General features: G+C 60.8%; 22 protein-coding genes. 12 read left to right on the forward strand and 10 right to left on the reverse strand.

Features of this window, described 5'->3' with window-relative positions; all coding sequences use genetic code 11:
* Position 1: 1 nt before the first annotated feature.
* Genes ACCC96_RS10055 through lptM form a run of 4 tightly spaced genes read right to left on the reverse strand, consistent with a single transcriptional unit; the run spans position 2 to position 3006 of the window.
* Positions 2 to 727, reverse strand: coding sequence for a DUF484 family protein (locus ACCC96_RS10055; RefSeq protein ID WP_007941280.1), 726 nt, complete (start codon positions 725 to 727; stop codon positions 2 to 4).
* Positions 728 to 740: 13 nt separating this feature from the next.
* Positions 741 to 1571: a diaminopimelate epimerase gene (gene dapF / locus ACCC96_RS10060; protein ID WP_258671602.1), complete on the reverse strand. Its 831-nt coding sequence runs from the start codon at positions 1569 to 1571 to the stop codon at positions 741 to 743.
* Between the two features lie 4 nt (positions 1572 to 1575).
* Positions 1576 to 2823: a diaminopimelate decarboxylase gene (gene lysA, locus ACCC96_RS10065; RefSeq protein WP_018927534.1), complete on the reverse strand. Its 1248-nt coding sequence runs from the start codon at positions 2821 to 2823 to the stop codon at positions 1576 to 1578.
* A gap of 9 nt (positions 2824 to 2832) precedes the next feature.
* Positions 2833 to 3006, reverse strand: coding sequence for an LPS translocon maturation chaperone LptM (gene lptM / locus ACCC96_RS10070; RefSeq protein WP_007941283.1), 174 nt, complete (start codon positions 3004 to 3006; stop codon positions 2833 to 2835).
* A 238-nt stretch (positions 3007 to 3244) separates the two neighbouring features.
* Here lptM and cyaY point away from each other — a divergent pair, with 238 nt between their 5' ends.
* From cyaY to rnk, 3 genes are all read left to right on the forward strand, one after another.
* Complete coding sequence (gene cyaY, locus ACCC96_RS10075; protein ID WP_018927535.1) at positions 3245 to 3577, forward strand: iron donor protein CyaY; 333 nt, start codon at positions 3245 to 3247, stop codon at positions 3575 to 3577.
* A 4-nt stretch (positions 3578 to 3581) separates the two neighbouring features.
* The gene (locus ACCC96_RS10080; RefSeq protein ID WP_081625749.1) at positions 3582 to 3800 is read left to right on the forward strand and encodes a DUF1289 domain-containing protein; all 219 of its coding nucleotides are present in this window, start codon (positions 3582 to 3584) and stop codon (positions 3798 to 3800) included.
* A 275-nt stretch (positions 3801 to 4075) separates the two neighbouring features.
* Positions 4076 to 4486, forward strand: coding sequence for a nucleoside diphosphate kinase regulator (gene rnk / locus ACCC96_RS10085; protein ID WP_413695716.1), 411 nt, complete (start codon positions 4076 to 4078; stop codon positions 4484 to 4486).
* Between the two features lie 5 nt (positions 4487 to 4491).
* Here rnk and ACCC96_RS10090 read toward each other — a convergent pair whose 3' ends face one another.
* The 3 genes from ACCC96_RS10090 to ACCC96_RS10100 form a co-directional block, all read right to left on the reverse strand.
* Positions 4492 to 7338: a class I adenylate cyclase gene (locus tag ACCC96_RS10090; RefSeq protein ID WP_413695717.1), complete on the reverse strand. Its 2847-nt coding sequence runs from the start codon at positions 7336 to 7338 to the stop codon at positions 4492 to 4494.
* A gap of 207 nt (positions 7339 to 7545) precedes the next feature.
* Positions 7546 to 7791 (reverse strand): TIGR02647 family protein, encoded by a 246-nt coding sequence (locus ACCC96_RS10095; RefSeq protein WP_007894898.1) that lies wholly within the window; start codon positions 7789 to 7791, stop codon positions 7546 to 7548.
* A 178-nt stretch (positions 7792 to 7969) separates the two neighbouring features.
* Complete coding sequence (locus tag ACCC96_RS10100; protein WP_018927538.1) at positions 7970 to 8254, reverse strand: hypothetical protein; 285 nt, start codon at positions 8252 to 8254, stop codon at positions 7970 to 7972.
* 125 nt (positions 8255 to 8379) lie between these two features.
* Here ACCC96_RS10100 and ACCC96_RS10105 point away from each other — a divergent pair, with 125 nt between their 5' ends.
* On the forward strand, positions 8380 to 9039 hold the full coding sequence (locus ACCC96_RS10105; RefSeq protein WP_019580503.1) for a glutathione S-transferase family protein: 660 nt from the start codon (positions 8380 to 8382) through the stop codon (positions 9037 to 9039).
* Between the two features lie 108 nt (positions 9040 to 9147).
* Here ACCC96_RS10105 and argH read toward each other — a convergent pair whose 3' ends face one another.
* A complete protein-coding gene (gene argH, locus ACCC96_RS10110; protein WP_413695718.1) occupies positions 9148 to 10542 on the reverse strand; it encodes an argininosuccinate lyase in 1395 nt (464 codons plus the stop codon).
* Positions 10543 to 11004: 462 nt separating this feature from the next.
* Here argH and ACCC96_RS10115 point away from each other — a divergent pair, with 462 nt between their 5' ends.
* The 7 genes from ACCC96_RS10115 to ACCC96_RS10145 all read left to right on the forward strand — a co-directional run bounded on the left by ACCC96_RS10115 (position 11005) and on the right by ACCC96_RS10145 (position 17563).
* Positions 11005 to 11751, forward strand: coding sequence for a LytR/AlgR family response regulator transcription factor (locus ACCC96_RS10115; protein WP_086944358.1), 747 nt, complete (start codon positions 11005 to 11007; stop codon positions 11749 to 11751).
* A 136-nt stretch (positions 11752 to 11887) separates the two neighbouring features.
* Positions 11888 to 12829, forward strand: a complete 942-nt coding sequence (gene hemC, locus ACCC96_RS10120) for a hydroxymethylbilane synthase (RefSeq protein WP_413695719.1) — start codon at positions 11888 to 11890, stop codon at positions 12827 to 12829.
* Positions 12826 to 13593 (forward strand): uroporphyrinogen-III synthase, encoded by a 768-nt coding sequence (locus ACCC96_RS10125; RefSeq protein WP_413695720.1) that lies wholly within the window; start codon positions 12826 to 12828, stop codon positions 13591 to 13593. Before hemC ends, ACCC96_RS10125 begins: the two co-directional genes overlap by 4 nt.
* A 16-nt stretch (positions 13594 to 13609) precedes the next feature.
* The gene (locus ACCC96_RS10130; protein WP_413695721.1) at positions 13610 to 14764 is read left to right on the forward strand and encodes a uroporphyrinogen-III C-methyltransferase; all 1155 of its coding nucleotides are present in this window, start codon (positions 13610 to 13612) and stop codon (positions 14762 to 14764) included.
* A complete protein-coding gene (locus ACCC96_RS10135) occupies positions 14761 to 15999 on the forward strand; it encodes a heme biosynthesis protein HemY (protein ID WP_413695722.1) in 1239 nt (412 codons plus the stop codon). Before ACCC96_RS10130 ends, ACCC96_RS10135 begins: the two co-directional genes overlap by 4 nt.
* Before the next feature lie 362 nt (positions 16000 to 16361).
* Entirely contained in the window at positions 16362 to 16913 is a 552-nt protein-coding gene (locus ACCC96_RS10140; RefSeq protein ID WP_019580508.1) for a disulfide bond formation protein B, read from the forward strand.
* A gap of 179 nt (positions 16914 to 17092) precedes the next feature.
* The gene (locus ACCC96_RS10145) at positions 17093 to 17563 is read left to right on the forward strand and encodes an Rsd/AlgQ family anti-sigma factor (protein ID WP_019650127.1); all 471 of its coding nucleotides are present in this window, start codon (positions 17093 to 17095) and stop codon (positions 17561 to 17563) included.
* Between the two features lie 61 nt (positions 17564 to 17624).
* On the opposite strand, the gene ACCC96_RS10150 is transcribed toward ACCC96_RS10145, so the two are convergent.
* On the reverse strand, positions 17625 to 18290 hold the full coding sequence (locus tag ACCC96_RS10150) for an FKBP-type peptidyl-prolyl cis-trans isomerase (RefSeq protein ID WP_413695723.1): 666 nt from the start codon (positions 18288 to 18290) through the stop codon (positions 17625 to 17627).
* A gap of 192 nt (positions 18291 to 18482) precedes the next feature.
* Between ACCC96_RS10150 and ACCC96_RS10155 the strand changes: the two genes are divergently transcribed.
* Complete coding sequence (locus tag ACCC96_RS10155; RefSeq protein ID WP_413695724.1) at positions 18483 to 19685, forward strand: AlgP family protein; 1203 nt, start codon at positions 18483 to 18485, stop codon at positions 19683 to 19685.
* On the opposite strand, the gene ACCC96_RS10160 is transcribed toward ACCC96_RS10155, so the two are convergent.
* Positions 19682 to 20146: a TIGR02444 family protein gene (locus ACCC96_RS10160; RefSeq protein WP_413695725.1), complete on the reverse strand. Its 465-nt coding sequence runs from the start codon at positions 20144 to 20146 to the stop codon at positions 19682 to 19684. The two genes, ACCC96_RS10155 and ACCC96_RS10160, sit on opposite strands and share 4 nt — an antisense overlap.
* Positions 20147 to 20176: the final 30 nt, after the last annotated feature.

Genomic DNA, 20176 nt, shown 5'->3' on the forward strand with positions numbered 1-20176 from the left:
ATCAGCGTACCGAGCGCAGGGAATTGTTGACCCGTGGCAGCACGCGGCCCATGACTTCGGCGATGTAGCTGAGGAACAACGTGCCCACCGAACTCTTGTAGTGCTGCGGATCGCGGCTGGCGATGGCCAGAACACCGTGGATGCCTTGGTGGCTGATGGCGACAACGGCGGTGGAGCCGATCTGCTTGCGCTGTTCTTCGCCGAACAGGAAGTCCAGTTCATGCTCGCGCAGGCTGCCGCAGACGCTCTTGTCTTCCGAGAGCAGGCCGCCGATGGCCGTTTGTGCGTCGGCGTGGGTGACCCAGCGGCCTACCGGCATCGGGTTGTCGCCCAGCAGGATCAGGCTGACGAAGGGCACCTGGAAATCCTGGCGCAGGCTGTCTTCGACGCCGATCACCACGTCTTCCAGGCTGGTCGCGTCCATCAGCGTGAGAATCAGACGGCGGGTCTTGTCGAACAGGCGATCGTTGTCGCGGGCCACGTCCATCAAGTGCGAGAGACGATGACGCAACTCGATGTTGCGATCGCGCAGAATTGTCATCTGGCGTTCGACCAGCGAAATGGTGTCGCCGCGCTGGTGCGGAATGCGCAGGGCCGGGAGCAGTTCTTCATGCTCGATGAAGAAATCCGGATGAGCCTCCAGGTACGCGGCAATCGCCGCCGCCTCAAGGCTTTCGGAAGGGGATTCGTCGGGCTGTAGGGCGGGAACCTGGGGCTTGTCGGTCATGGATTTCGCTCACTCAAAGACGCACTTGTCCTTCGTATACGCGTACTGCCGGGCCGGTCATCATGACCGGTTGGCCAGGGCCTGCCCATTCAATGGACAGACGCCCGCCGGGCAGGTCGATCAATAGTGGCGAATCCATCCACCCCTGGCTGATCGCGGCCACTGCGGCGGCACAGGCGCCGGTTCCGCAGGCCTGGGTTTCCCCGGTCCCGCGTTCCCAGACGCGCAACTGCGCGCGGTTCCGGTCGATGACCTGGAGAAAACCGACATTGACCCGCGCCGGGAAGCGCGGGTGATGTTCGATTTTCGGCCCCAGTTCATGCACCGGTGCATTGTTGATATCGCTGACCCGCAATACGGCATGGGGGTTGCCCATGGACACTGCGGCCAGTTCAACCGGGGCGCCATCGACGTCGACCTGATAGCTCACGGCCTGGCTCGGGGCTTCGAACGGAATCTCGGCCGGCACCAGGCGCGGGGCGCCCATGTTGACGCTGATCTGGCCATCGTTGCGGATGTCCAGTTCGATGATGCCGCTTTTGGTCTCGACGCGAATCTGCCGCTTGGCGGTCAGGCGCTTGTCGAGCACGAAGCGGGCGAAGCAGCGTGCACCGTTACCGCACTGTTCCACTTCGGAGCCGTCGGCGTTGAAGATCCGATAGCGGAAATCCACGTCCGGGTTGCTGGGCGCCTCGACGATCAGCAACTGGTCGAACCCGATGCCGGTGTGCCGGTCGCCCCATTGCTTGGCATGCTTGGGCAGAATGTGCGCGTGCTGGCTGACCAGGTCGAGAACCATGAAGTCATTGCCCAGGCCGTGCATCTTGGTAAAACGCAGCAGCATGGGGTTACTCCGGCAGCAGGCTTTCGCCAGCAAACAACTCGGCTACCGTCTCGCGGCGACGCACTTCGATTGCCTGATCACCGTCCACCAACACTTCAGCGGCGCGGCCGCGAGTGTTGTAGTTGGAACTCATGACAAACCCGTAGGCACCGGCCGAATGCACGGCCAGCAGGTCGCCTTCTTCCAGCGCCAGTTGACGATCCTTGGCCAGGAAGTCGCCGGTTTCGCAGATCGGGCCGACGATGTCGTAGGCACGCGCCGCGGTATCGCGAGGGCGCACGGCGGTAACGTCCATCCAGGCCTGGTACAGCGCCGGGCGGATCAGGTCGTTCATGGCCGCATCGACGATGGCGAAGTCTTTGTGTTCGGTGTGCTTGAGGTACTCGACCTGAGTCAGCAGCACGCCAGCGTTGGCGACGATGAAGCGGCCCGGCTCGAACACCAGCGCCAGGTCACGACCGTCGAGACGTTCGCGCACGGCCTTGATGTAGTCGGCGGCCAATGGCGGCTCTTCATCGCGATAACGCACGCCGAGACCGCCACCCAGATCGATGTGGCGCAGGTAGATGCCGCAATCGCCGAGGCGGTCGACCAGGCCCAGCAGGCGGTCGAGGGCATCGATGAAGGGTGGCAGGGTGGTCAGTTGCGAGCCGATGTGGCAATCGACGCCAACCACTTCCAGGTTAGGCAGTTGCGCGGCGCGGACGTACACGTCTTCGGCGTCGGCGATGGCGATGCCGAACTTGTTTTCTTTGAGACCGGTGGAAATGTACGGGTGCGTGCCGGCATCGACGTCCGGGTTGACGCGCAGCGAGATCGGCGCGCGAACGCCCAGCTCGGCGGCGACTACTTGCAGACGCTCGAGCTCGTCGGTGGATTCGACGTTGAAGCAGTGCACGCCGACTTCCAGGGCGCGACGCATGTCGTCACGGGTCTTGCCGACACCGGAGAACACGATCTTTTCGGGGCTGCCGCCAGCGGCCAGTACACGCTCCAGCTCGCCACGGGAAACGATGTCGAACCCGGCACCCAAACGGGCCAGGACATTCAGTACACCCAGGTTGGAGTTGGCCTTGACCGCAAAGCAGACCAGGTGCGACGTGCCGGCCAGCGCATCGGCGTAAGCCAGGTACTGGGCTTCGATGTGGGCACGGGAGTAGACGTAGGTCGGTGTACCAAAGCGTTCGGCGATGGCGGACAGGGCAACACCTTCCGCGAACAGCTCACCGTCACGGTAGTTAAAAGCGTCCATGGCGTTCCCTTATTGGTAGACGTCGTGTTTGTGTGCTTTCGACGGAGACTGTTGCGACGACTTGGCCTGCTCTGCAGGATCCTGGCTGTCATCGGGCAGGTACAGCGGGCCTTTTTGACCACAGGCCGATACCAGGCAGGCAACCGCGACGAGCGCAGCAAGGGAAGAGATCAGGCGCTTCATGGCGAAATCCTTGAAAATGCGTTAATTGCGCCGGAGTATACCGGCCACCCGGCAGCTTGCCTATGTGACGCGGCTCCCGTCCGGCGGGCCTTTGACTGTGGCGTAGTAACTAGTCCTGCGTTGCGCAGGGATATTTCGTACCGCACCTCGTCCTTGGTGGTTATTCTTTGCAATCATCGGGGCTCGCCCGTATCTTGCGGCGCTTGAGCGTGAGTAGACACTTTTTGAGGTTCCCGTAATGAGTTTGACTGAAGCCCGTTTTCACGACCTGGTCGATGCCACCCAGCAGACGCTGGAGGATATTTTCGATGAGAGTGACCTGGATATCGATCTAGAGAGCTCGGCCGGTGTGCTCACCGTCAAGTTTGAAAACGGCAGCCAGTTGATCTTCAGTCGCCAGGAGCCGTTGCGGCAATTGTGGTTGGCGGCGGTGTCAGGTGGCTTCCACTTCGACTACGACGAAGAGAGCAAGCGCTGGATGTGTGACAAGAGCGACGAGCAACTGGGTGAGATGCTCGAGCGCATCGTTAAGCAGCAAGCCGACGTCGAACTCGATTTCGAAGGTCTGTGAGGTCGTGACCCAGCCTGCGCCCGTTCGCCCGCCCAAACCGCTCTATAGCAACGTCAGCCCGGCAGTGCCTTCGCCGTGCAGCGGTGTGTGCCGGCTGGATGAGCAGAAGGTTTGCCTGGGGTGTTTTCGGCATGTCGAAGATATCCGCGAATGGCGCTCGGCCGATGATGAGCGGCGGCGGGTAATTTGTGCGCAGGCTGTACAACGCAAAATCTTGGCTTAAGGGCTTTTGTGGCGAGGGAGCTTGCTCCCGCTCGGCTGCGCAGCAGTCGTAAGCTTTTTGGGGCCGCTTCGCGACCCAACGGGGGCAAGCCCCCTCGCCACATCGCTCCCTCGCCACAATGGTCAGCGCTGGGCCGTGGTCGCCCCCGGCTTGTTTATTTATTGAGCTGTGATAGTGTCCAGATACGCCTCAACCCATCGAGGCTCGTGAAAACCCCGCCTTTTTCTGGCGGGGTTTTGCTTTTTTCGTGCAGAAGAAAGGAGTCTGCCCTGATCATGACCGCACCTTCCATCACCCTTACCCGTCTGGACGTGCAACGTCTGGAGCGCCTGATCGACAGCCTGGATGACTCGCTGCCGGGCGTTATCGCGCTGCAAACCGAACTGGATCGCGCCGATACCCTGGTCGGTCACGAAGAGGTGCCGGCCGATGTCGTGACCATGAATTCTAAAGTGCATTGCCGCGAAGAAAGCAGTGGCAAGGACTATCACTTGACCCTGGTCTATCCCAAGGATGCCAACGCCGACGAAGGCAAAATTTCCATTCTGGCGCCGGTGGGCAGTGCGTTGCTCGGCCTGAAGGTTGGCCAGCACATCGACTGGCCGGCACCGGGTGGCAAGACCCTCAAACTGACCCTGCTGGAAGTTGAATCGCAGCCTGCAAACGGCGGCGCTTTCCCGGAATGAACCCCTCAGACCTGCTCGAGCGCCTCGTTCAATGCGCGCTCCAGGTCGGCCTTGTAGCGCAAATACAAATTGCTTGAGCTCTGACCATCACCAAGCAGGCTCGACAGGTCCAGGTCGGTGATGTAGCAGCGATAGCGTTCGGTCTCGCGGCGCTGTTCGACGATTTCCCGGGCGACCACGCTGAACAGCTGGTCGCCGTGTTCCAGCTCTGAAAATTCCCGCTGATTGCAATACAACGTGACTTGCACCTGTCCCGGTGCGGCTTTGCCGACGATCGCCTGCACGTCATAGAACGGTTTGTTGACTGGGGTTTTCGGCGCCGGTCGGGCTTCGACCCGACGCGCCCGCGCGGTGCCTGAAGGCAATAACTGGTAATACAAAGTCTCCAGGCTCAGCGGCTGGGCGGCGTCCATCGGTAGCAAGGCGTCGCGCCGGTACTGGATCGATTGCAGGAAACGTTGCAGCGGCACCAGCAGGCTTTGTTCGTCGTGATAGGGCAAGCGTTGTTGCCACAAGGCATTGAATTCATCCAGTACGTACAGATCGGCCTGGTGTTCGTTGATCCGGTAGAACACCTGAACGCAGTCGGGTTGCCCCATGGGCAGGATCAGCGCCAGATCGTGGTCTTCCAGTGCCATCGGGTCCAGATGCAGCGGGCTGTAGCTCGCCAGCTCTTCGCCAAGGTAGTCAAACAGCGCCGGCAGCGTGGCGAGGGCAACGTGATTGACCTGGCCGGGCACCAGCTCCAGCACGTGGTAATGCTGCTGGACCTGAATCAGGTAGCGATGATTGAGTTTGCTCAGCAGCAGGTTTTGCGCGGTATCGAGAACTTCTTCGACTCGTCGGGCTATGAATTGCGCGCGGTTGTGGCAGAAGCAACGTACCCGCAGCTTGGGCTGCTGTGGCCCGTCCGGCAGGTTGTTGAGGTAATCGCGCAGGCAGTCGAGCAGGGCATGGGGGCCGTCAAAGCGGCTGACCAGCACCTCGTTCCAGCTGTTTAGCGTGACCTGATCCAGGGTCAGCACCAGATTTTCCCGCACGCCGGCGTAGCTCAGGGAATCGGTGCGCTCGGTGGTCATCAGGATGTTCATGTCGCGATGGTGCTTGAGCGGATCGACGCCGACGTTCACCAGAATCAGTATTTCGCTCGGCACGCTGGCGCGCAGCAAAGGCTCTTCGGCGACGGTGGTCAGGGGCAGGGCAATGCTTTGCTGCAGGCTGCCGAGCAGGTTGAACAGTTCGAACTCGCTCAAGTCGCTGGTGCCGGGGTGCAGGGCCAGGCGGGTGCTGCTGTCGATCACGCCGTTACGGTGACACCAGGTGAGCAGTTCGAGTAACTGGCGGCTGCGCTTGATCGGCGCGAAATGCTCCCACTCATGAGCGGTCAGGCTGCCGTTGTACAAACCCCATTGGGTTTGCCCCGGCTCTCTCTTGTTCGGGGCCTGCACCAGCGTCAGGGTGTCTTCGGCCAGATCGGGGGCGATGCCCGGGTTGATGCATTCGACCTTGTCGGCCTTGCGCTCGAAGGCCGCGTACAACCGCCGGCCCAGCACATTGAGGTCGCGCTTGTTGATCAGGCTGACGGTCTGCTCGTTACGGGCAAACTGTGTCAGGAAGCGGTAGCTGTAATTCAGTTCGCCGACCAAGGCACGGCGCTCGGCGCTGACCTGGCGGACTTTCCACTGGCTGCGGCTGTCGAGCAACGCCAACTGACGCTGATCCCAATGCCATTCGTGGGCCAGACGTTCGAGCAGCGAACGCTGCCAGCTCTGGGTTCGACCGCTGCTGCCGGTGAGCTTGCGATTGACCTTCAGGTACAGCGCACGGCGTACCAGTTCGAGCCGCTCCGGTTCGCCCCGAGCCGTGAGGTATTCCTCGATGCGCCGGTAAACCACCATGTACGGGTCCAGTTCATCGAGGTCCAGTCGATTGGCAAACACCGCCTGTTTGAAACGCAGGCTCAGGCAGTGGACTTTCGGGTGTTCACTGGCGTAGACCTCGGTCAGCAGCAGTTTTAGCACTGATTTGTAGGGCGATTCGATGCCTTTGAACAACTGCCAGAGCCCGGCACCGATGAATTCCCCGGGCGGGATGTGCGCCAGATGCCCCAGGTCCAGTGTTTCGTCGGCACGGATGAAGCGTTTGGAAAGCAACGTGTGGGTGTAACGGTCGTACGCAGCCTCTTCGTAGACCGGCACCAGCCACCAGATGGGGGTGCGTCCGGCCAGCCAGATCGCGGTTCGATAGAACTCGTCCAGCAGCAGATAGTGCTGGGTGGTGCCACAGTCTTCCGAGCTCAACTGCGTATCGCGCTCGCCGAGCACGAAGCGGGCCGGGTCGATCAGGAAAAAATGCGCCTCGGCGCCCTGGCTGGCAGCCCAGACTTCCAGCAACTGGCATTTCTTGCGCAGTTCAGCGAGCTCGCTTTCGCTCAGGTCCGGCCCATGACAGACCCACACGTCCATGTCGCTCTGATCGGCCTGGGCCAGGGTGCCGAGGCTGCCCATCAGGAACAGGCCGTGAATGGGGCGCGGCGGATTGCTGCCGTGGCGCGGTTTGTAGGAAAACGAGCGGGTCAGGCGTTGGGCTTCGGCGAGGGTGTTGGTGTCGGGTTCGTAATTCGACAACCCGGCCGGGGTGCTACCTGAAACGTAACCCGGCAACAGCGGATGATTGACGTGGAAAAACAGCGGCAGCAGGGTCAGCACCGTTTGCTGGCGGGTCGACAACCCTTCCATGGCACGGGCCATGCGACCCTCGTTGAGCTTCAGGAAACGGGCGCGCAGCTGGCTGAGAACCTTGCGATCGATTCCCTCGTCCAGATCGGGGCGGATTTCATGGGTGCGGGTCATGTCAGCTCAATCCGGCTCGCGGGGCTCGGACGTAGGAGGGCTCAGGGTGAGGGGCAGTTTAGCGCCTCGGCCCCGGGACTTTTAAGCTGATTTTGTTTTCCTGGCGTCAGATTTCTATCGTTTGGCGACGGCAGGTAACAGGGCCAGTCATCAAGTGTGCCCGCGGAAATCCCGTGACAGAGCTTTCCGTGGGCTATGCAGTGATGCTCAGGCTGTTTCCCGCACGGACAGAATGGTGAGAACGGTCTGCACATTTTGTGCGGCGTCACGCCCCAGGCTGGTCAGGTAACCGCCATCGGGCTGGGTGATCAATTCTTTGTCGAACAGTCTTTGTGCGGCGGCAATGGCTTTCGGGGCAGCGGTCTGATGAATTTTCAAACCTTCCTGGGAACTGTCCAGGTTGAAGAGTGCGAGGATTTCCAGTTCGGCAACCAACTCAGGGGTAAGCGACATAAGGACTCCAGACTTTCTAGGAATTAGACGATAGCGCCCCTAAGGTGAACCCGTCGGTGAGGCATGTCCAGTGCTGGCAACAGGGTTTTTCTCCCCGAGAGGCATTCCCCGGAGGGTGGTACGGACAGCGGGGGTGGTTTCTGTAGGAGCGAGCGCGCTCCTACAGGGGGGGGCGGGGTTATTGCTTTTCCGGCGGCAACTCTGGCAGTGCGCGCAGCGCCGTTTCATACCATTCGGTGTCGAATGCACGGTCCTCATCGAGCATGGCGTCGATCTCGTAGGCCAGCACATGGGCCATCAGGTTGAGGATTTCTTCACGTTCGTAACCCACCAGGGTCAGCTTGTTGAAGGTTGCCTTGGCCGCTGGCGGGTTGTCGCTTTCGATCTGGTTTTCGATTGCTTCGATCAGCGTCGTTTCGGCGAATTCTTCTTCGTCGTTGTCGATGTCGTTTGGCTCGCTCATGGCAGGCTCCTCAAGGAAAGGCGGCCAGTTTACCTGCATTCAGCATTGTGATGCTGCTGGCAAGAAGTGCCTGGGCGTTCTATAACTGGCGCTGCCAACCCCCTGCACGGCCTGGAGGCTATGTAATGCTCAAGCTTTATGGATTTTGCGTCAGCAACTATTACAACATGGTCAAGCTGGCGTTGCTGGAGAAGGGACTGTCGTTTGAAGAAGTGCCGTTTTACCCAGGCACCAGCCCCGAGGCGCTGGCCATCAGCCCGCGCGGCAAGGTTCCGGTACTGGGCGTCGAGCAAGGTTTCGTCAACGAAACCAGCGTGATTCTCGAGTACCTCGAGCAGAGCCAGAAAGGCACACCGCTGCTGCCGAGCGAACCCTTCGAGCGAGCGCAGGCGCTGGCTTTGGCCAAGGAAATCGAGTTGTACATCGAACTGCCTGCGCGCGCCTGCTACCCCGAAGCGTTTTTCGGCATGTCAGTGCCGGAGGCGATCAAGGACAAGACCAAGGCCGAGTTGCTGCTGGGGTTCGCCTCACTGGGCAGGCACGGCAAGTTCGCCCCTTACGTGGCGGGCGACCGTCTCAGCATTGCGGATTTGTATTTCCTGTACAGCGTGCCGATGGCTTGTGCCGTGGCGCAGAAGCTGTTCGATATCGATCCGTTGGCTGAGATGCCGGCGGCCAAGGCGCTGCTGGAGCGTCTGGGGCAGAATCCGAACGTGCAGCGAATTGCGGCAGACAAGGACGCATCAATGCCCGCGTTTCTGGCGATGATCGCGTCGAAGAAATAGATTGTGTAACGATCTTGAGAATGCCTTCGCGGGCAAGTCTCGCGCCTGAGGGAGCACGGTCCCCTTTAGGCGCGAGCTGTGCGGCGATCCGACTTGCCCGCGAAGCTTTTAACGGCTGGCGAGCAATGCCTGACCGCGAGCCACGGCAGCCTTGACCTGTGCCGGCGCGGTTCCGCCGATATGGTCACGGGCATTCACCGAACCTTCCAGGGTCAGCACGGCAAACACGTCCTGCTCGATCTGGTCGCTGAACTTGCGCAGTTCTTCCAGGCTCATTTCCGCCAGGTCCTTGCCGCTGTCTACGCCGTACTTCACCGCGTGGCCAACGATCTCGTGGCAATCACGGAACGGCAAGCCGCGGCGTACCAGGTAGTCGGCCAGGTCGGTGGCGGTCGAGAAGCCGCGCAGGGCCGCTTCGCGCATCATCGCGTGCTTGGGCTTGATCGCCGGGATCATGTCGGCAAAGGCCCGCAGCGAGTCGCGCAGGGTGTCGGCGGCGTCGAACAGCGGTTCCTTGTCTTCCTGGTTGTCCTTGTTGTAGGCCAGGGGCTGGCCTTTCATCAGGGTCAGCAGGCCCATCAGCGCGCCAAATACCCGGCCAGTCTTGCCGCGAACCAGCTCCGGCACGTCCGGGTTTTTCTTTTGCGGCATGATCGAGCTACCGGTGCAGAAACGGTCCGGCAGATCGATGAACTGGAACTGCGCGCTGGTCCATAGCACGAGCTCTTCGGAGAACCGCGACAAGTGCATCATCGCGATGCTCGCGGCCGAGCAGAACTCGATGGCGAAGTCGCGATCGGACACGTTGTCCAGGGAGTTGCCGCCAACAGCGTCGAAGCCCAGCAACTGTGCGGTGTACTCGCGGTCGATCGGGTAGGTGGTGCCAGCCAGTGCAGCGCTGCCCAGCGGCATGCGGTTGGTACGCTTGCGGCAGTCCACCAGGCGCTCGTAGTCGCGGCTGAGCATTTCGAACCAGGCCAGCATGTGGTGCCCGAAAGTCACCGGCTGCGCGGTTTGCAGGTGGGTGAAGCCTGGCATGATGCTGCCGGCTTCGCGCTCGGCCTGCTCCAGCAAGCCTTTTTGCAGGCGGGTGATCTCGGCCAGGATCAGGTCGATCTCGTCACGCAGCCACAGACGAATGTCGGTGGCGACCTGGTCGTTGCGGCTACGGCCGGTGTGCAGCTTTTTACCGGTCACGCCGATGCGGTCGGTCAGGCGCGCCTCGATGTTCATATGCACGTCTTCGAGGTCGATGCGCCAGTCGAACTGGCCGGCCTCGATTTCACCCTGGATGGTCTTCAGGCCATCGATGATGCTGTCGCGCTCGGCATCGGTCAGCACGCCGACCTTGGCCAGCATCGTGGCGTGGGCGATCGAGCCCATGATGTCGTGGCGATACAGGCGCTGGTCGAAGGTGACGGAGGCGGTGAAGCGGGCAACGAAGGAGTCGACGGGTTCACTGAAGCGGCCGCCCCAGGACTGATTGGTCTTGTCAGTGCTCATGAATTCGCTCGTATCGGCTTGAAGAAAGATGGCGTGGAACGCTGACGCGGATAATAACAGGGTTGCCAATCCTGTCGCTGACACTGGTCGATACGTTTTTTTCTCATGGGGCGATCCATACTCGAAGCCAGCGATGCGCAAATTGCGCAACGATATTTCTCATTTGAGCAATATCGTCGCGGCAACCGTCTACAGTTGGACAGTAGGATCAGCGCACTTCTCGATGCTGCAGCTGACTATAGAGAGAAGAGGGGTGTTCATATTGTGTATCAGCAAACCCTATGGCGATGCCTCGCCAACGCGGGCCTGGGCCGTCAGTCACCCGGCAGATGAAAATTTAGCCGCCGGTCTTGCGGCACTTTTTGGCCCTCGCGCTAGTCTTAGCGTGGATCGCGGTGACGGACGTCACTTCACCTGTCTACGCTATCTTTGTGCGAGACTCACGCAGGAATCCAGCGCAATATGAATGTCCTGATCGTTGATGACGAACCCCTGGCCCGCGAGCGCCTGAGCCGAATGGTCGGCGAACTCGAGGGATACAACGTCCTGGAGCCCAGCGCCACGAATGGCGAAGAGGCGTTGGCACTGATCGACAGCCACAAGCCGGATATCGTACTGCTCGATATTCGCATGCCGGGCCTCGATGGCCTGCAAGTGGCGGCACGATTGTGCGAACGCGAAACCCCGCCCGCCGTGGTGTTTTGCACAGGGCCCGATGAATTTGCCGTGGAAGCCCTACAGGCTAGCGCCGTGGGCTATCTGGTGAAGCCAGTGCGCACAGAACAGTTACATGAAGCATTGAAAAAAGCCGAACGCCCCAATCGCATCCAGCTCGCCGCCTTGACTCGTCCCGCCGCCGAAACCGGCAGCGGCCCACGCAGCCATATCAGCGCCCGCACCCGTAAAGGTATTGAACTGATCCCGTTGGGCCAGGTGGTCTACTTTATTGCCGACCACAAGTACGTGACCTTGCGCCATGAAGGTGGCGAAGTGCTGCTGGATGAGCCACTCAAGGCCCTCGAAGACGAATTCGGCGACCGTTTCGTGCGGATCCACCGCAACGCACTGGTCGCCCGCGAACGCATTGAACGGCTGCAACGCACCCCCCTGGGGCATTTCCAGCTGTTTCTCAAAGGCCTGAACGGCGACGCCCTGATCGTCAGCCGACGCCATGTGGCCGGCGTGCGCAAAATGATGCAGCAGCTTTAATCCGCCATTCAGGGCGGATTTCTACCCTGTTTTCGGACCTTGAGGGCCAGGGAGGCCATGCAGTTTCTGATACAAGTCAAAGTGGATTTGGCTGAGCTGTTATTATCTGCCGTATCTATTCAGTACGGATTGATCCATGTCCTCTCGCGAAATCCGCATCGCCACCCGCAAAAGTGCTCTCGCCCTGTGGCAGGCCGAATACGTCAAGGCTCGTCTGGAACAGGCCCATCCGGGCCTGCTCGTGACACTGGTGCCCATGGTCAGTCGCGGCGACAAGCTGCTCGATTCGCCCCTGTCGAAAATCGGCGGCAAGGGCCTGTTCGTCAAGGAGCTGGAAACCGCGCTGCTGGAAAACGAAGCCGACATCGCCGTGCACTCCATGAAAGACGTGCCGATGGACTTCCCCGAAGGCCTCGGTCTGTTCTGCATCTGCGAGCGCGAAGACCCGCGCGATGCATTTGTCTCCAATACCTTCGCCAGCCTGGATGAGTTGCCACCAGGCAGCATCGTCGGCACCTCCAGCCTGCGCCGCCAGGCTCAGTTGCTGACCCGTCGCCCGGATCTGGAAATCCGCTTCCTGCGTGGCAACGTCAACACGCGCCTGGCCAAGCTCGATGCCGGCGAATACGACGCCATCATCCTCGCCGCGGCGGGTTTGATTCGTCTGGGCTTCGAACACCGCATCACCTCGGCCATCAGTGTCGATGACAGCCTGCCGGCCGGAGGCCAGGGCGCGGTCGGTATCGAGTGCCGTAGCGCAGACGCTGAGATTCATGCACTGCTCGCGCCGTTGCATCACCAGGATACGGCGATCCGCGTGACCGCTGAACGTGCCCTCAACAAACATCTGAATGGCGGCTGCCAGGTGCCGATCGCCTGCTACGCCGTGCTTGAAGGCGAGCAGATCTGGTTGCGTGGCTTGGTGGGCGATCCGAACGGCGGCCTGCTGCTCTGCGCCGAGGCCCGAGCGCCGCGCAGCGAGGCCGAGGCCCTGGGCGTGCAAGTGGCCGAAGACCTGCTGAGTCAGGGCGCCGATGCCATTCTCAAAGCAGTCTATGGCGAGGCTGGGCACGAGTGACTGGCTGGCGCCTGCTGCTGACGCGCCCTGCGGATGAGTCAGCGGTGCTTGCCCGTGTGTTGGCTGACGCGGGGGTTTTCAGTAGCAGCTTGCCGCTTTTGGACATCGAGCCGATGCCGGCCTCTGCCACAATGCGCGCAGTGATTCAGGACCTGGATCACTATTGCGCGGTGATCGTGGTCAGCAAGCCGGCCGCCAGAATCGCTGTCGAACTGCTCCACCAGTATTGGCCGCAACCACCGGTTCTGACGTGGTTCAGCGTCGGCGCGGCAACAGCGCAGATCCTCGAGGCTAACGGGCTGGATGTGAGCTTCCCGGCCGACGGTGATGACAGCGAAGCTTTGCTTGAACTTCCACGGTTGCGCGAGGCTATCGCCCGTCCCGATCCGCGGGTGTTGATCGTGCGTGGGGAGGGTGGGCGCGAGTTGCTGGCTGAGCGTTTGCGCGAGCTTGGTGCTAGTGTCGAGTATCTGGAGTTGTACCGACGCGGCTTGCCGCAGTACCCACCGGCAGCGTTGCCTGAGCGGATCGAGGCGGAACGCTTGAACGGGCTGGTGGTCAGCAGTGGACAGGGTTTTGAGCACCTGCACCGATTGGCTGGCGATGCCTGGCCGATCATGGCGCGGTTGCCGTTGTTTGTTCCAAGCCCCAGGGTCGCCGAGCTGGCACGCGCCGCCGGGGCCCAAACAGTTGTGGATTGTCGTGGCGCCAGTGCCGCGGCCTTGCTGACGGCGTTACGGGAGCACCCCGTACCCGTTTTCTAATGCAAAGGATGGATACGTGAGCAAAACAGCCTTGCCTAAAGATGACGTCCAGCCGGTGCTCGATGCGCCGGTAGAAGCACCGGTTGTAACCGGGCCACCTGCTACTGAGCCGCGCCGAGGCAATGGGCTGGCAATCGTCGCGCTGCTGTTGGGCGCTGCCGGTGTTGCCGTAGGCGGTTGGGGAGTCTGGCAGGTGCGTCACCTGCAAGCCAATAACCTGCAACAGTTGAGTCAGGTACAGGCGTTGAACGATCAGGCGCAGAGCCTGAAGCTCAACGATCAGCGTCTGACCGCTCGCCTCGAACAGATGCCTGCCGCCGAAGAGCTCGATGCGCGCAGTCGCCTGGTCACTCAACTTCAGGGCGATCAACAGCGTTTGAATCAACGCCTGGAAACCGTCCTCGGTGCCAGCCGCAAGGATTGGCGTCTGGCCGAAGCTGAGCATTTGCTGCGACTGGCCAGCCTGCGTCTGTCGGCGTTGCAGGACATCAGCAGTGCCCAGGCCCTGGTGCAGGGTGCCGATGAGATACTCCGTGAACAGAATGACCCGGGGGCTTTTGCCGCTCGCGAGCAAGTGGCCAAAACCCTGGTGGCCCTGCGCAGTACTGAACAGCCGGATCGCACCGGGCTGTTCCTGCGACTGGGTGCCTTGCGCGATCAAGTGATCAGCCTCACCGAACTGGCGCCCGAGTACAAGGACCGTGGCGAATCCCTGCTGGGCCTGACGGCCGATGGCGACGGCGCCAGTCGCTGGGCGCAATGGTGGGATCAGATCTCGCGTTACATCCGTATCGATTTCAACGCCGACAAGAATGTCCGTCCATTGCTGGCAGGGCAGAGCCTGAGTCAGGTGCGTCTGGCCCTGAGCCTGGCGCTGGAACAGGCGCAGTGGGCCGCGCTCAACGGACAGGCTGCGGTTTACACTCAGGCGCTGACCGAAGCGCGGGACGTGCTCAAGGGTAACTTCAACCCGGACAACCCTCAGAGCAAGATCATGCTGGAGCAGGTGGCCGAGTTGAGCAAGCAGCCAGTCACGGTGGTCACGCCGGATCTGACAGGCACGTTGAGCGCCGTCCAGGCTTACCTTGAGCGACGCAACGTCAACGCCGAGGACTCAGTGAAACCTCTGGCCAAACCTGCCGCGAACACTGCACAGGAGGCCACGCCATGAAGCGTCTCTATGTGATCGTGTTCGTGGTCATCGCTGCCGCCGCCGCGTTGGGGCTGGCGATTGCCGAGCATTCGGGCTACGTGCTGATCGCCTACAAGAGCTTCCGTTACGAATCGAGCCTGTGGGCAACCCTGGCCTTGGTGGCCGTGCTGTGGCTGGTGTTCTGGGGCATCAAGGCGCTGGTCGAACTGGTGACGACTTCCGGTGGGGTGGTCAACCCATGGTCGCGGCGCAATCGCAGTCGACGGGTGCAAGTGGCGATCGAGCACGGTCAGCTGGATTTGGCCGAGGGCCGCTGGGCCAGTGCGCAGCGTCACCTGTATCGCGCGGCGGAAGCCGAGCGTCAGCCACTGCTCTACTACCTGGGGGCTGCCCGCGCCGCGAACGAACAAGGTCTCTACCAGGAAAGCGATAACTTGCTGGAGCGCGCTTTGGAGCGACAGCCCCAGGCCGAGCTGGCGATTGCCTTGAGTCATGCCCAATTGCAGACCGACCGCGGCGACACCGACGGCGCTCTGGTCACCCTGCAAACCATGCACGAGCGTCATCCTCATAACGTCCAGACCCTGCGCCAGTTGCAACGCCTGCATCAGCAGCGGGGAGACTGGTCGGCAGTGATTCGCTTGCTGCCGGAGTTGCGCAAGGACAAGGTGCTGCCGCCAGCCGAGCTGACTGAACTGGAGCAACGCGCCTGGGGTGAGAATCTTTCGTTGGCGGCGCACCGGGAAGAGGACGGAACGGTCGGTTTGCAATCGCTCGCTCGTGCCTGGCAGCAGCTCACCGCGGCTCAGCGGCAGGAACCGCAGCTGGTGCTGGCCTATGCCGAGCAACTGCGGCAACTGGGCGCGCAGGTCGAAGCCGAAGAGGTTCTGCGTACGGCTCTCAAGCGCAAATACGACAGTCATCTGGCACGCCTGTACGGTCTGGTTCGCGGTAGCGATCCGGCCAGACAGCTGCACACCGCTGAAGGTTGGCTCAAGGATCATCCGGCCGACCCGAGCCTGTTGCTGACGTTGGGCCGTTTGTGTCTGCAAAGCAGTCTGTGGGGCAAGGCCCGGGACTATCTGGAAAACAGTCTGCGTGTACAGCGTAATCCTGAAGCCTGCGCCGAACTGGCGCGGTTGCTGGCGCAATTGGGTGACACCGAACGCAGTAATCAGTTGTTCCAGGAGGGCTTGGGCCTGCTGGACGAGCGCTTGCTGTCGGCTCCGCTGCCGGTGCCGGCTCATGCTTGATGCCGGCCTATAGCCGCTGCCGGAGGCTGCGTTCGGCTGCGCCGCAGTCGTAAAATCAGGCGCCGCAGTCGGAACAGGTGAGTCGTGTTAAACCGATTACGACTGCTGCGCAGCCGAACGCCGGCTGCGCCAGCTGCTATAGGGGAAGTCGTTCGTCAGGGCAATCCAACCGCTCCGAGTCTGCCACTGTTTTTGCGTTGTAGTCCTTGTCTGGCAAAGTCCTACAGCGGACTACATCTTATCCTCTCGACTCTGTCGGGAATTCCCTACACTTCTGGTGAAGTGTCCGTGCTGGCCTGCCTTGAAAGGCTGTTGCGCTTTCCTCTACCGTAACCGCTTGTCTCTACAGTTACGGAAAAGCCATGTCTTTGGCCTGCTCACGCTCCTTGTTTTTCATGGTTTTCATTGCAGGTGCCCTGGCCTTGGGCGTTTCCTATTACCTGGAATATGCGGTCGGCCTCAAGCCTTGCGGGTTGTGCCTGTTGCAGCGGGTTTGCCTGGCGCTGCTCACGGGTGTCTGCCTGACGGCTTCGGTGCAGGGGCCTGGTCGCTTGGGGTCATTCCTGTATTGGCTACTGGGTCTGCTATGCAGTGTGGCGGGTACCGTCACGGCGTGGCGGCAGGTTGTATTGCAGAGCGATCCGGTGCATCAGCTTTCGGCATGCTCGCCCAACCTGACTGATCTGTTTGCCAGTACACCCTGGTTGTGTGCCGTGCAACGGTTGTTCAAGGGAACCGCCGACTGCGCGGAAATTTCCTGGACGCTGTTCGACCTGAGTATCCCGGAATGGAGCCTGTTGTTCTTCGTTGCGATGATGATTCTGGGCGGGTATCAATTGCTGCGCCTTGTCTGGATCGCGTGTCAGCGACCGCTCAGCGACGAGTCGTCGCACCGGGTATTGGCGGGCGATTAAACACTTGTATGAACTTTATCTCCTGCGTACCTTGAAGCCATAGGCGCGCGGGCATAATCTGGCCCGCACGTATCATTGGAATTATGTTGCTCGTTGCTGTTCTGCCTGACCCAGACCGGATGTGCCGAGTCTAGCGGCAGGCATGGGACGGCATCACCCAATAGGGAAGAGAGATCGCCATGTTAGATAGTTGTCAGAATGCTCAGGAACGCTGGGGTGGGGTTCATAAGCTCATTGACCGCTGGCTACAAGAGCGTGAAGAGTTGGTAACGGCGTTCCGCGATCTACGAGATGCCAAACCGGCTTTCGCCGACAAGTCCTTGAACGGTCGGTTCTGCGAGATTCTTGTCGATTACGTTTCTGCCTGGCACTTCGAAGTAAGTGAGCATCTGGTCAATGAGGCCAAGGCCTTTGGCGACGATGGCGGCCTTGAACTGGTGAAGCAGATTAACCCGCGTATCGACGTGAGCACCGAGATGGCGCTGTCGTTCAATGATCATTGTCACAAGGGTGACTGCAACGACACCGAGCGTTTCGCCGAAGCGCTGGAAAAGCTGGGCAGCCAACTGCGTGAACGCTTCGAACTGGAAGATTGCCTGATCGAAGTGCTGCACACCGCCCACAAGGAAGAGAGTTCGGTTCAGGCCTGAACCCTTCCCGGCTGGACACTGAAAACGGTGCGCAATGCGCACCGTTTTTCGTTTCCGGCATTCAGCTTGTAGCGCCACGCAATTCGACTTCGAATACCAGCGGCGTGAACGGCGCGATCAAGTCGCCGGCACCGTCGGCGCCATAGGCTTGCGCTGATGGAATCACCAGGCGCCATTTCGCGCCGACCGGCATATTTTGCAGCGCGCTACGCCAGCCGCTGATCACACTATCAAGACTGAACCACTGCGGCTGACTGTTCTGATCGAACACGGTGCCGTCAGGTAGACGACCGATATACAGCACCTGGACTTTGCCGTTCGGTCCTGCCTTCGCGCCGGTTCCGGGAGCCAGCTCGGTCAGCAATACTCCATCTGCCAATTGACGGACGCCGGGTTTGGTTTTTTCCTCATCGAGAAAACGCCGCTCCTTTTCGAGGGCGACTTCGCTTTGCGCGACGGCGGGTTGCTCGGCGACCTGGGCTTCGTGCTCGGCAAGAATCTGTTCGATCCGCTCGTCTTTCAGCGCCAGCGGCTTACCTTGATAGGCTTGCTGCAAACCTTCGAGCAGTGCCTGAAGTTGCAGATCCGGAACCTCCTGGCGCAAGCGTTCGCCAAGGCTTGCACCCAGGCTGTAAGCGAGATCGTGAGCGTCATTTGTGGTGGTTTTTTCGGCGGCCTGGACCACGGAAAAAAACATGCACAGCGATAAAAAAAGGTAGCGCGACATGGGCACTCTCCGACCTGAGATGCGCAGGATTATGCCAGTGTGAATGCACTCGAAGGTGAACTGGTTTTGCGTAAGCGCAGAACATTTTTACTTCGTTGCAACGCAGCGCTTTCGATACTGTCAACATGCCCTAGCGGCGGTTGCAGCAGAGGTCTAGTATGAGCCGCATTCACGTCAGCCAGGAGGTAAACCATGTCGGCCACCAAGAAGCCAGTAAATACTCCGTTGCACTTACTCCAACAACTCTCGGGCAGCCTGCTCGAGCATTTGGAAAACGCTTGTTCCCAAGCCTTGGCTGATGCTGAAAAACTGCTCGCCAAACTGGAAAAGCAGCGCGGAAAAGCGCAGGAAAAACTGCACAAATCCCGCACCAAATTGCAGGACGCTGCGGCGGCCGGCAAAGCCAAGGCGCAAGCCAAGGCTAAAGATGCGGTGAAAGAACTTGAGGACCTGCTCGACGCCCTCAAGGATCGTCAGTCCGAAACTCGCAGCTACATCCTGCAACTCAAACGCGACGCTCAAGAAAGCCTGAAACTGGCCCAGGGTGTCGGTCGTGTCCAAGAGGCTGTCGGCAAGGCGTTGTCCCTGCGTTCGGCCAAGCCAGCCGCGGCACCTGCGAAGAAAGCCGCTGCCAAACCGGTTGCTGCAAAAGCACCGGCCAAGCCTGCTGTGGCTCCTGTTAAAAAAACCGCCGCCAAAGCACCGGTAAAAGCTGCAGCGAAACCAGCCGCAAAACCTGCGGCGAAAAAACCAGTCGCTGCCAGCGCTGCGAAACCAGCAGCTAAAACGGCAGCTGCCAAACCTGCCACCAAGCCAGCCGCTGCCAAAACAGCTGCCGCTAAACCTGCTGCAAAAACCACGGCTGCCAAACCCGCCGTGGCGAAAACTGCAGCTGCAAAACCGGCCGCTAAACCTGCTGCAAAACCAGCAGCCAAAACTGCCGCCGCAAAACCAGCTGCCAAGCCAGCCGCCAAACCTGTCGCGGCTAAAACCGCTGCGGCCAAGCCTGCTGCAAAACCGGCGGCGAAACCTGCTGTAAAAGCTGCAGCCAAACCCGCTGCTAAACCGGCTGCCAAAGCTGCTGCTGCGAAACCTGCCGTCGCTGCCAAGCCAGCCACTGCCGCCAAACCAGCTGTAGCGAAACCAGCAGCCAAACCTGCCGCTGCCAAACCGGCTGTAAAACCTGCCGCCAAGCCAGCAGCCAAACCGGCCGTGAAAAAGCCAGTCGTCGCTGCGAAGCCGACTGCCGCGCCTGTTGCCAAGCCAGCAACCCCGGCTCCGGCCTCGGCAGCATCGGCTTCGCCGGCTCCGGCAGCCACCACCTCGACAGCTTCGCCTGCGCCAACGCCAGCCGCATCGTCGAGCACCAGCACTACCCCAACCAGCGCTTCCTAAGTGCCGGTTACCGCGACGCGCAGCTGATGCAGCGCGTCGCGGTCCAGGGTGGCGGCGCCTGCCGCCACACCTTCCAGCCAGGCCGTTAGATCGGTCGCCTCACACTGCGGCCAACTCTGCGCCAAACGCTCCAGTCGCAGCAATAAATGCCTTTCGGCTTCCATCTCCAGTGTCTTCACTTGTTCGCGTAATTCATCCAGACCGGCATCCTCGCTGGCGGCGGCTTTCCATTGCTGGCGCAAGGCGCGCAACGGTTGCACGACATCCGCGCCCCAAGGCCCGGCTACATCGCGTAGCAGCTGCAAGCGTTGTTCGTTGCAGGTAACGCCACGCTGTCCCAGCCACAACCCACAGAGCAGCAGGCACACGTTCACCCCCGCTGCCTGCAATTGCAGGCAGGCGTGTTCAACGCCGGGACGGGCGTAAGTGTCGAGGGAAAAGCTCCACAGGTCAGAGGACATAGTGCTACTCGCGCCAGTTGCGAGCGAAGC

It is taken from the genome of Pseudomonas sp. Pseusp11, assembly GCF_047304405.1.
Taxonomy (GTDB): Bacteria; Pseudomonadota; Gammaproteobacteria; order Pseudomonadales; family Pseudomonadaceae; genus Aquipseudomonas.

Coding starts and splice junctions, on each gene's coding strand:
- ACCC96_RS10155 (WP_413695724.1), top strand. CDS start 18,483: ATGTCGGCCACCAAGAAGCCAGTAAATACTCCGTTGCACTTACTCCAA.
- hemC (WP_413695719.1), top strand. CDS start 11,888: ATGTCCTCTCGCGAAATCCGCATCGCCACCCGCAAAAGTGCTCTCGCC.
- ACCC96_RS10140 (WP_019580508.1), top strand. CDS start 16,362: ATGTCTTTGGCCTGCTCACGCTCCTTGTTTTTCATGGTTTTCATTGCA.
- cyaY (WP_018927535.1), top strand. CDS start 3,245: ATGAGTTTGACTGAAGCCCGTTTTCACGACCTGGTCGATGCCACCCAG.
- ACCC96_RS10150 (WP_413695723.1), bottom strand. CDS start 18,290: ATGTCGCGCTACCTTTTTTTATCGCTGTGCATGTTTTTTTCCGTGGTC.
- ACCC96_RS10055 (WP_007941280.1), bottom strand. CDS start 727: ATGACCGACAAGCCCCAGGTTCCCGCCCTACAGCCCGACGAATCCCCT.
- ACCC96_RS10105 (WP_019580503.1), top strand. CDS start 8,380: ATGCTCAAGCTTTATGGATTTTGCGTCAGCAACTATTACAACATGGTC.
- ACCC96_RS10090 (WP_413695717.1), bottom strand. CDS start 7,338: ATGACCCGCACCCATGAAATCCGCCCCGATCTGGACGAGGGAATCGAT.
- ACCC96_RS10145 (WP_019650127.1), top strand. CDS start 17,093: ATGTTAGATAGTTGTCAGAATGCTCAGGAACGCTGGGGTGGGGTTCAT.
- argH (WP_413695718.1), bottom strand. CDS start 10,542: ATGAGCACTGACAAGACCAATCAGTCCTGGGGCGGCCGCTTCAGTGAA.
- lysA (WP_018927534.1), bottom strand. CDS start 2,823: ATGGACGCTTTTAACTACCGTGACGGTGAGCTGTTCGCGGAAGGTGTT.
- lptM (WP_007941283.1), bottom strand. CDS start 3,006: ATGAAGCGCCTGATCTCTTCCCTTGCTGCGCTCGTCGCGGTTGCCTGC.
- dapF (WP_258671602.1), bottom strand. CDS start 1,571: ATGCTGCTGCGTTTTACCAAGATGCACGGCCTGGGCAATGACTTCATG.
- ACCC96_RS10095 (WP_007894898.1), bottom strand. CDS start 7,791: ATGTCGCTTACCCCTGAGTTGGTTGCCGAACTGGAAATCCTCGCACTC.
- rnk (WP_413695716.1), top strand. CDS start 4,076: ATGACCGCACCTTCCATCACCCTTACCCGTCTGGACGTGCAACGTCTG.
- ACCC96_RS10115 (WP_086944358.1), top strand. CDS start 11,005: ATGAATGTCCTGATCGTTGATGACGAACCCCTGGCCCGCGAGCGCCTG.
- ACCC96_RS10160 (WP_413695725.1), bottom strand. CDS start 20,146: ATGTCCTCTGACCTGTGGAGCTTTTCCCTCGACACTTACGCCCGTCCC.
- ACCC96_RS10135 (WP_413695722.1), top strand. CDS start 14,761: ATGAAGCGTCTCTATGTGATCGTGTTCGTGGTCATCGCTGCCGCCGCC.
- ACCC96_RS10100 (WP_018927538.1), bottom strand. CDS start 8,254: ATGAGCGAGCCAAACGACATCGACAACGACGAAGAAGAATTCGCCGAA.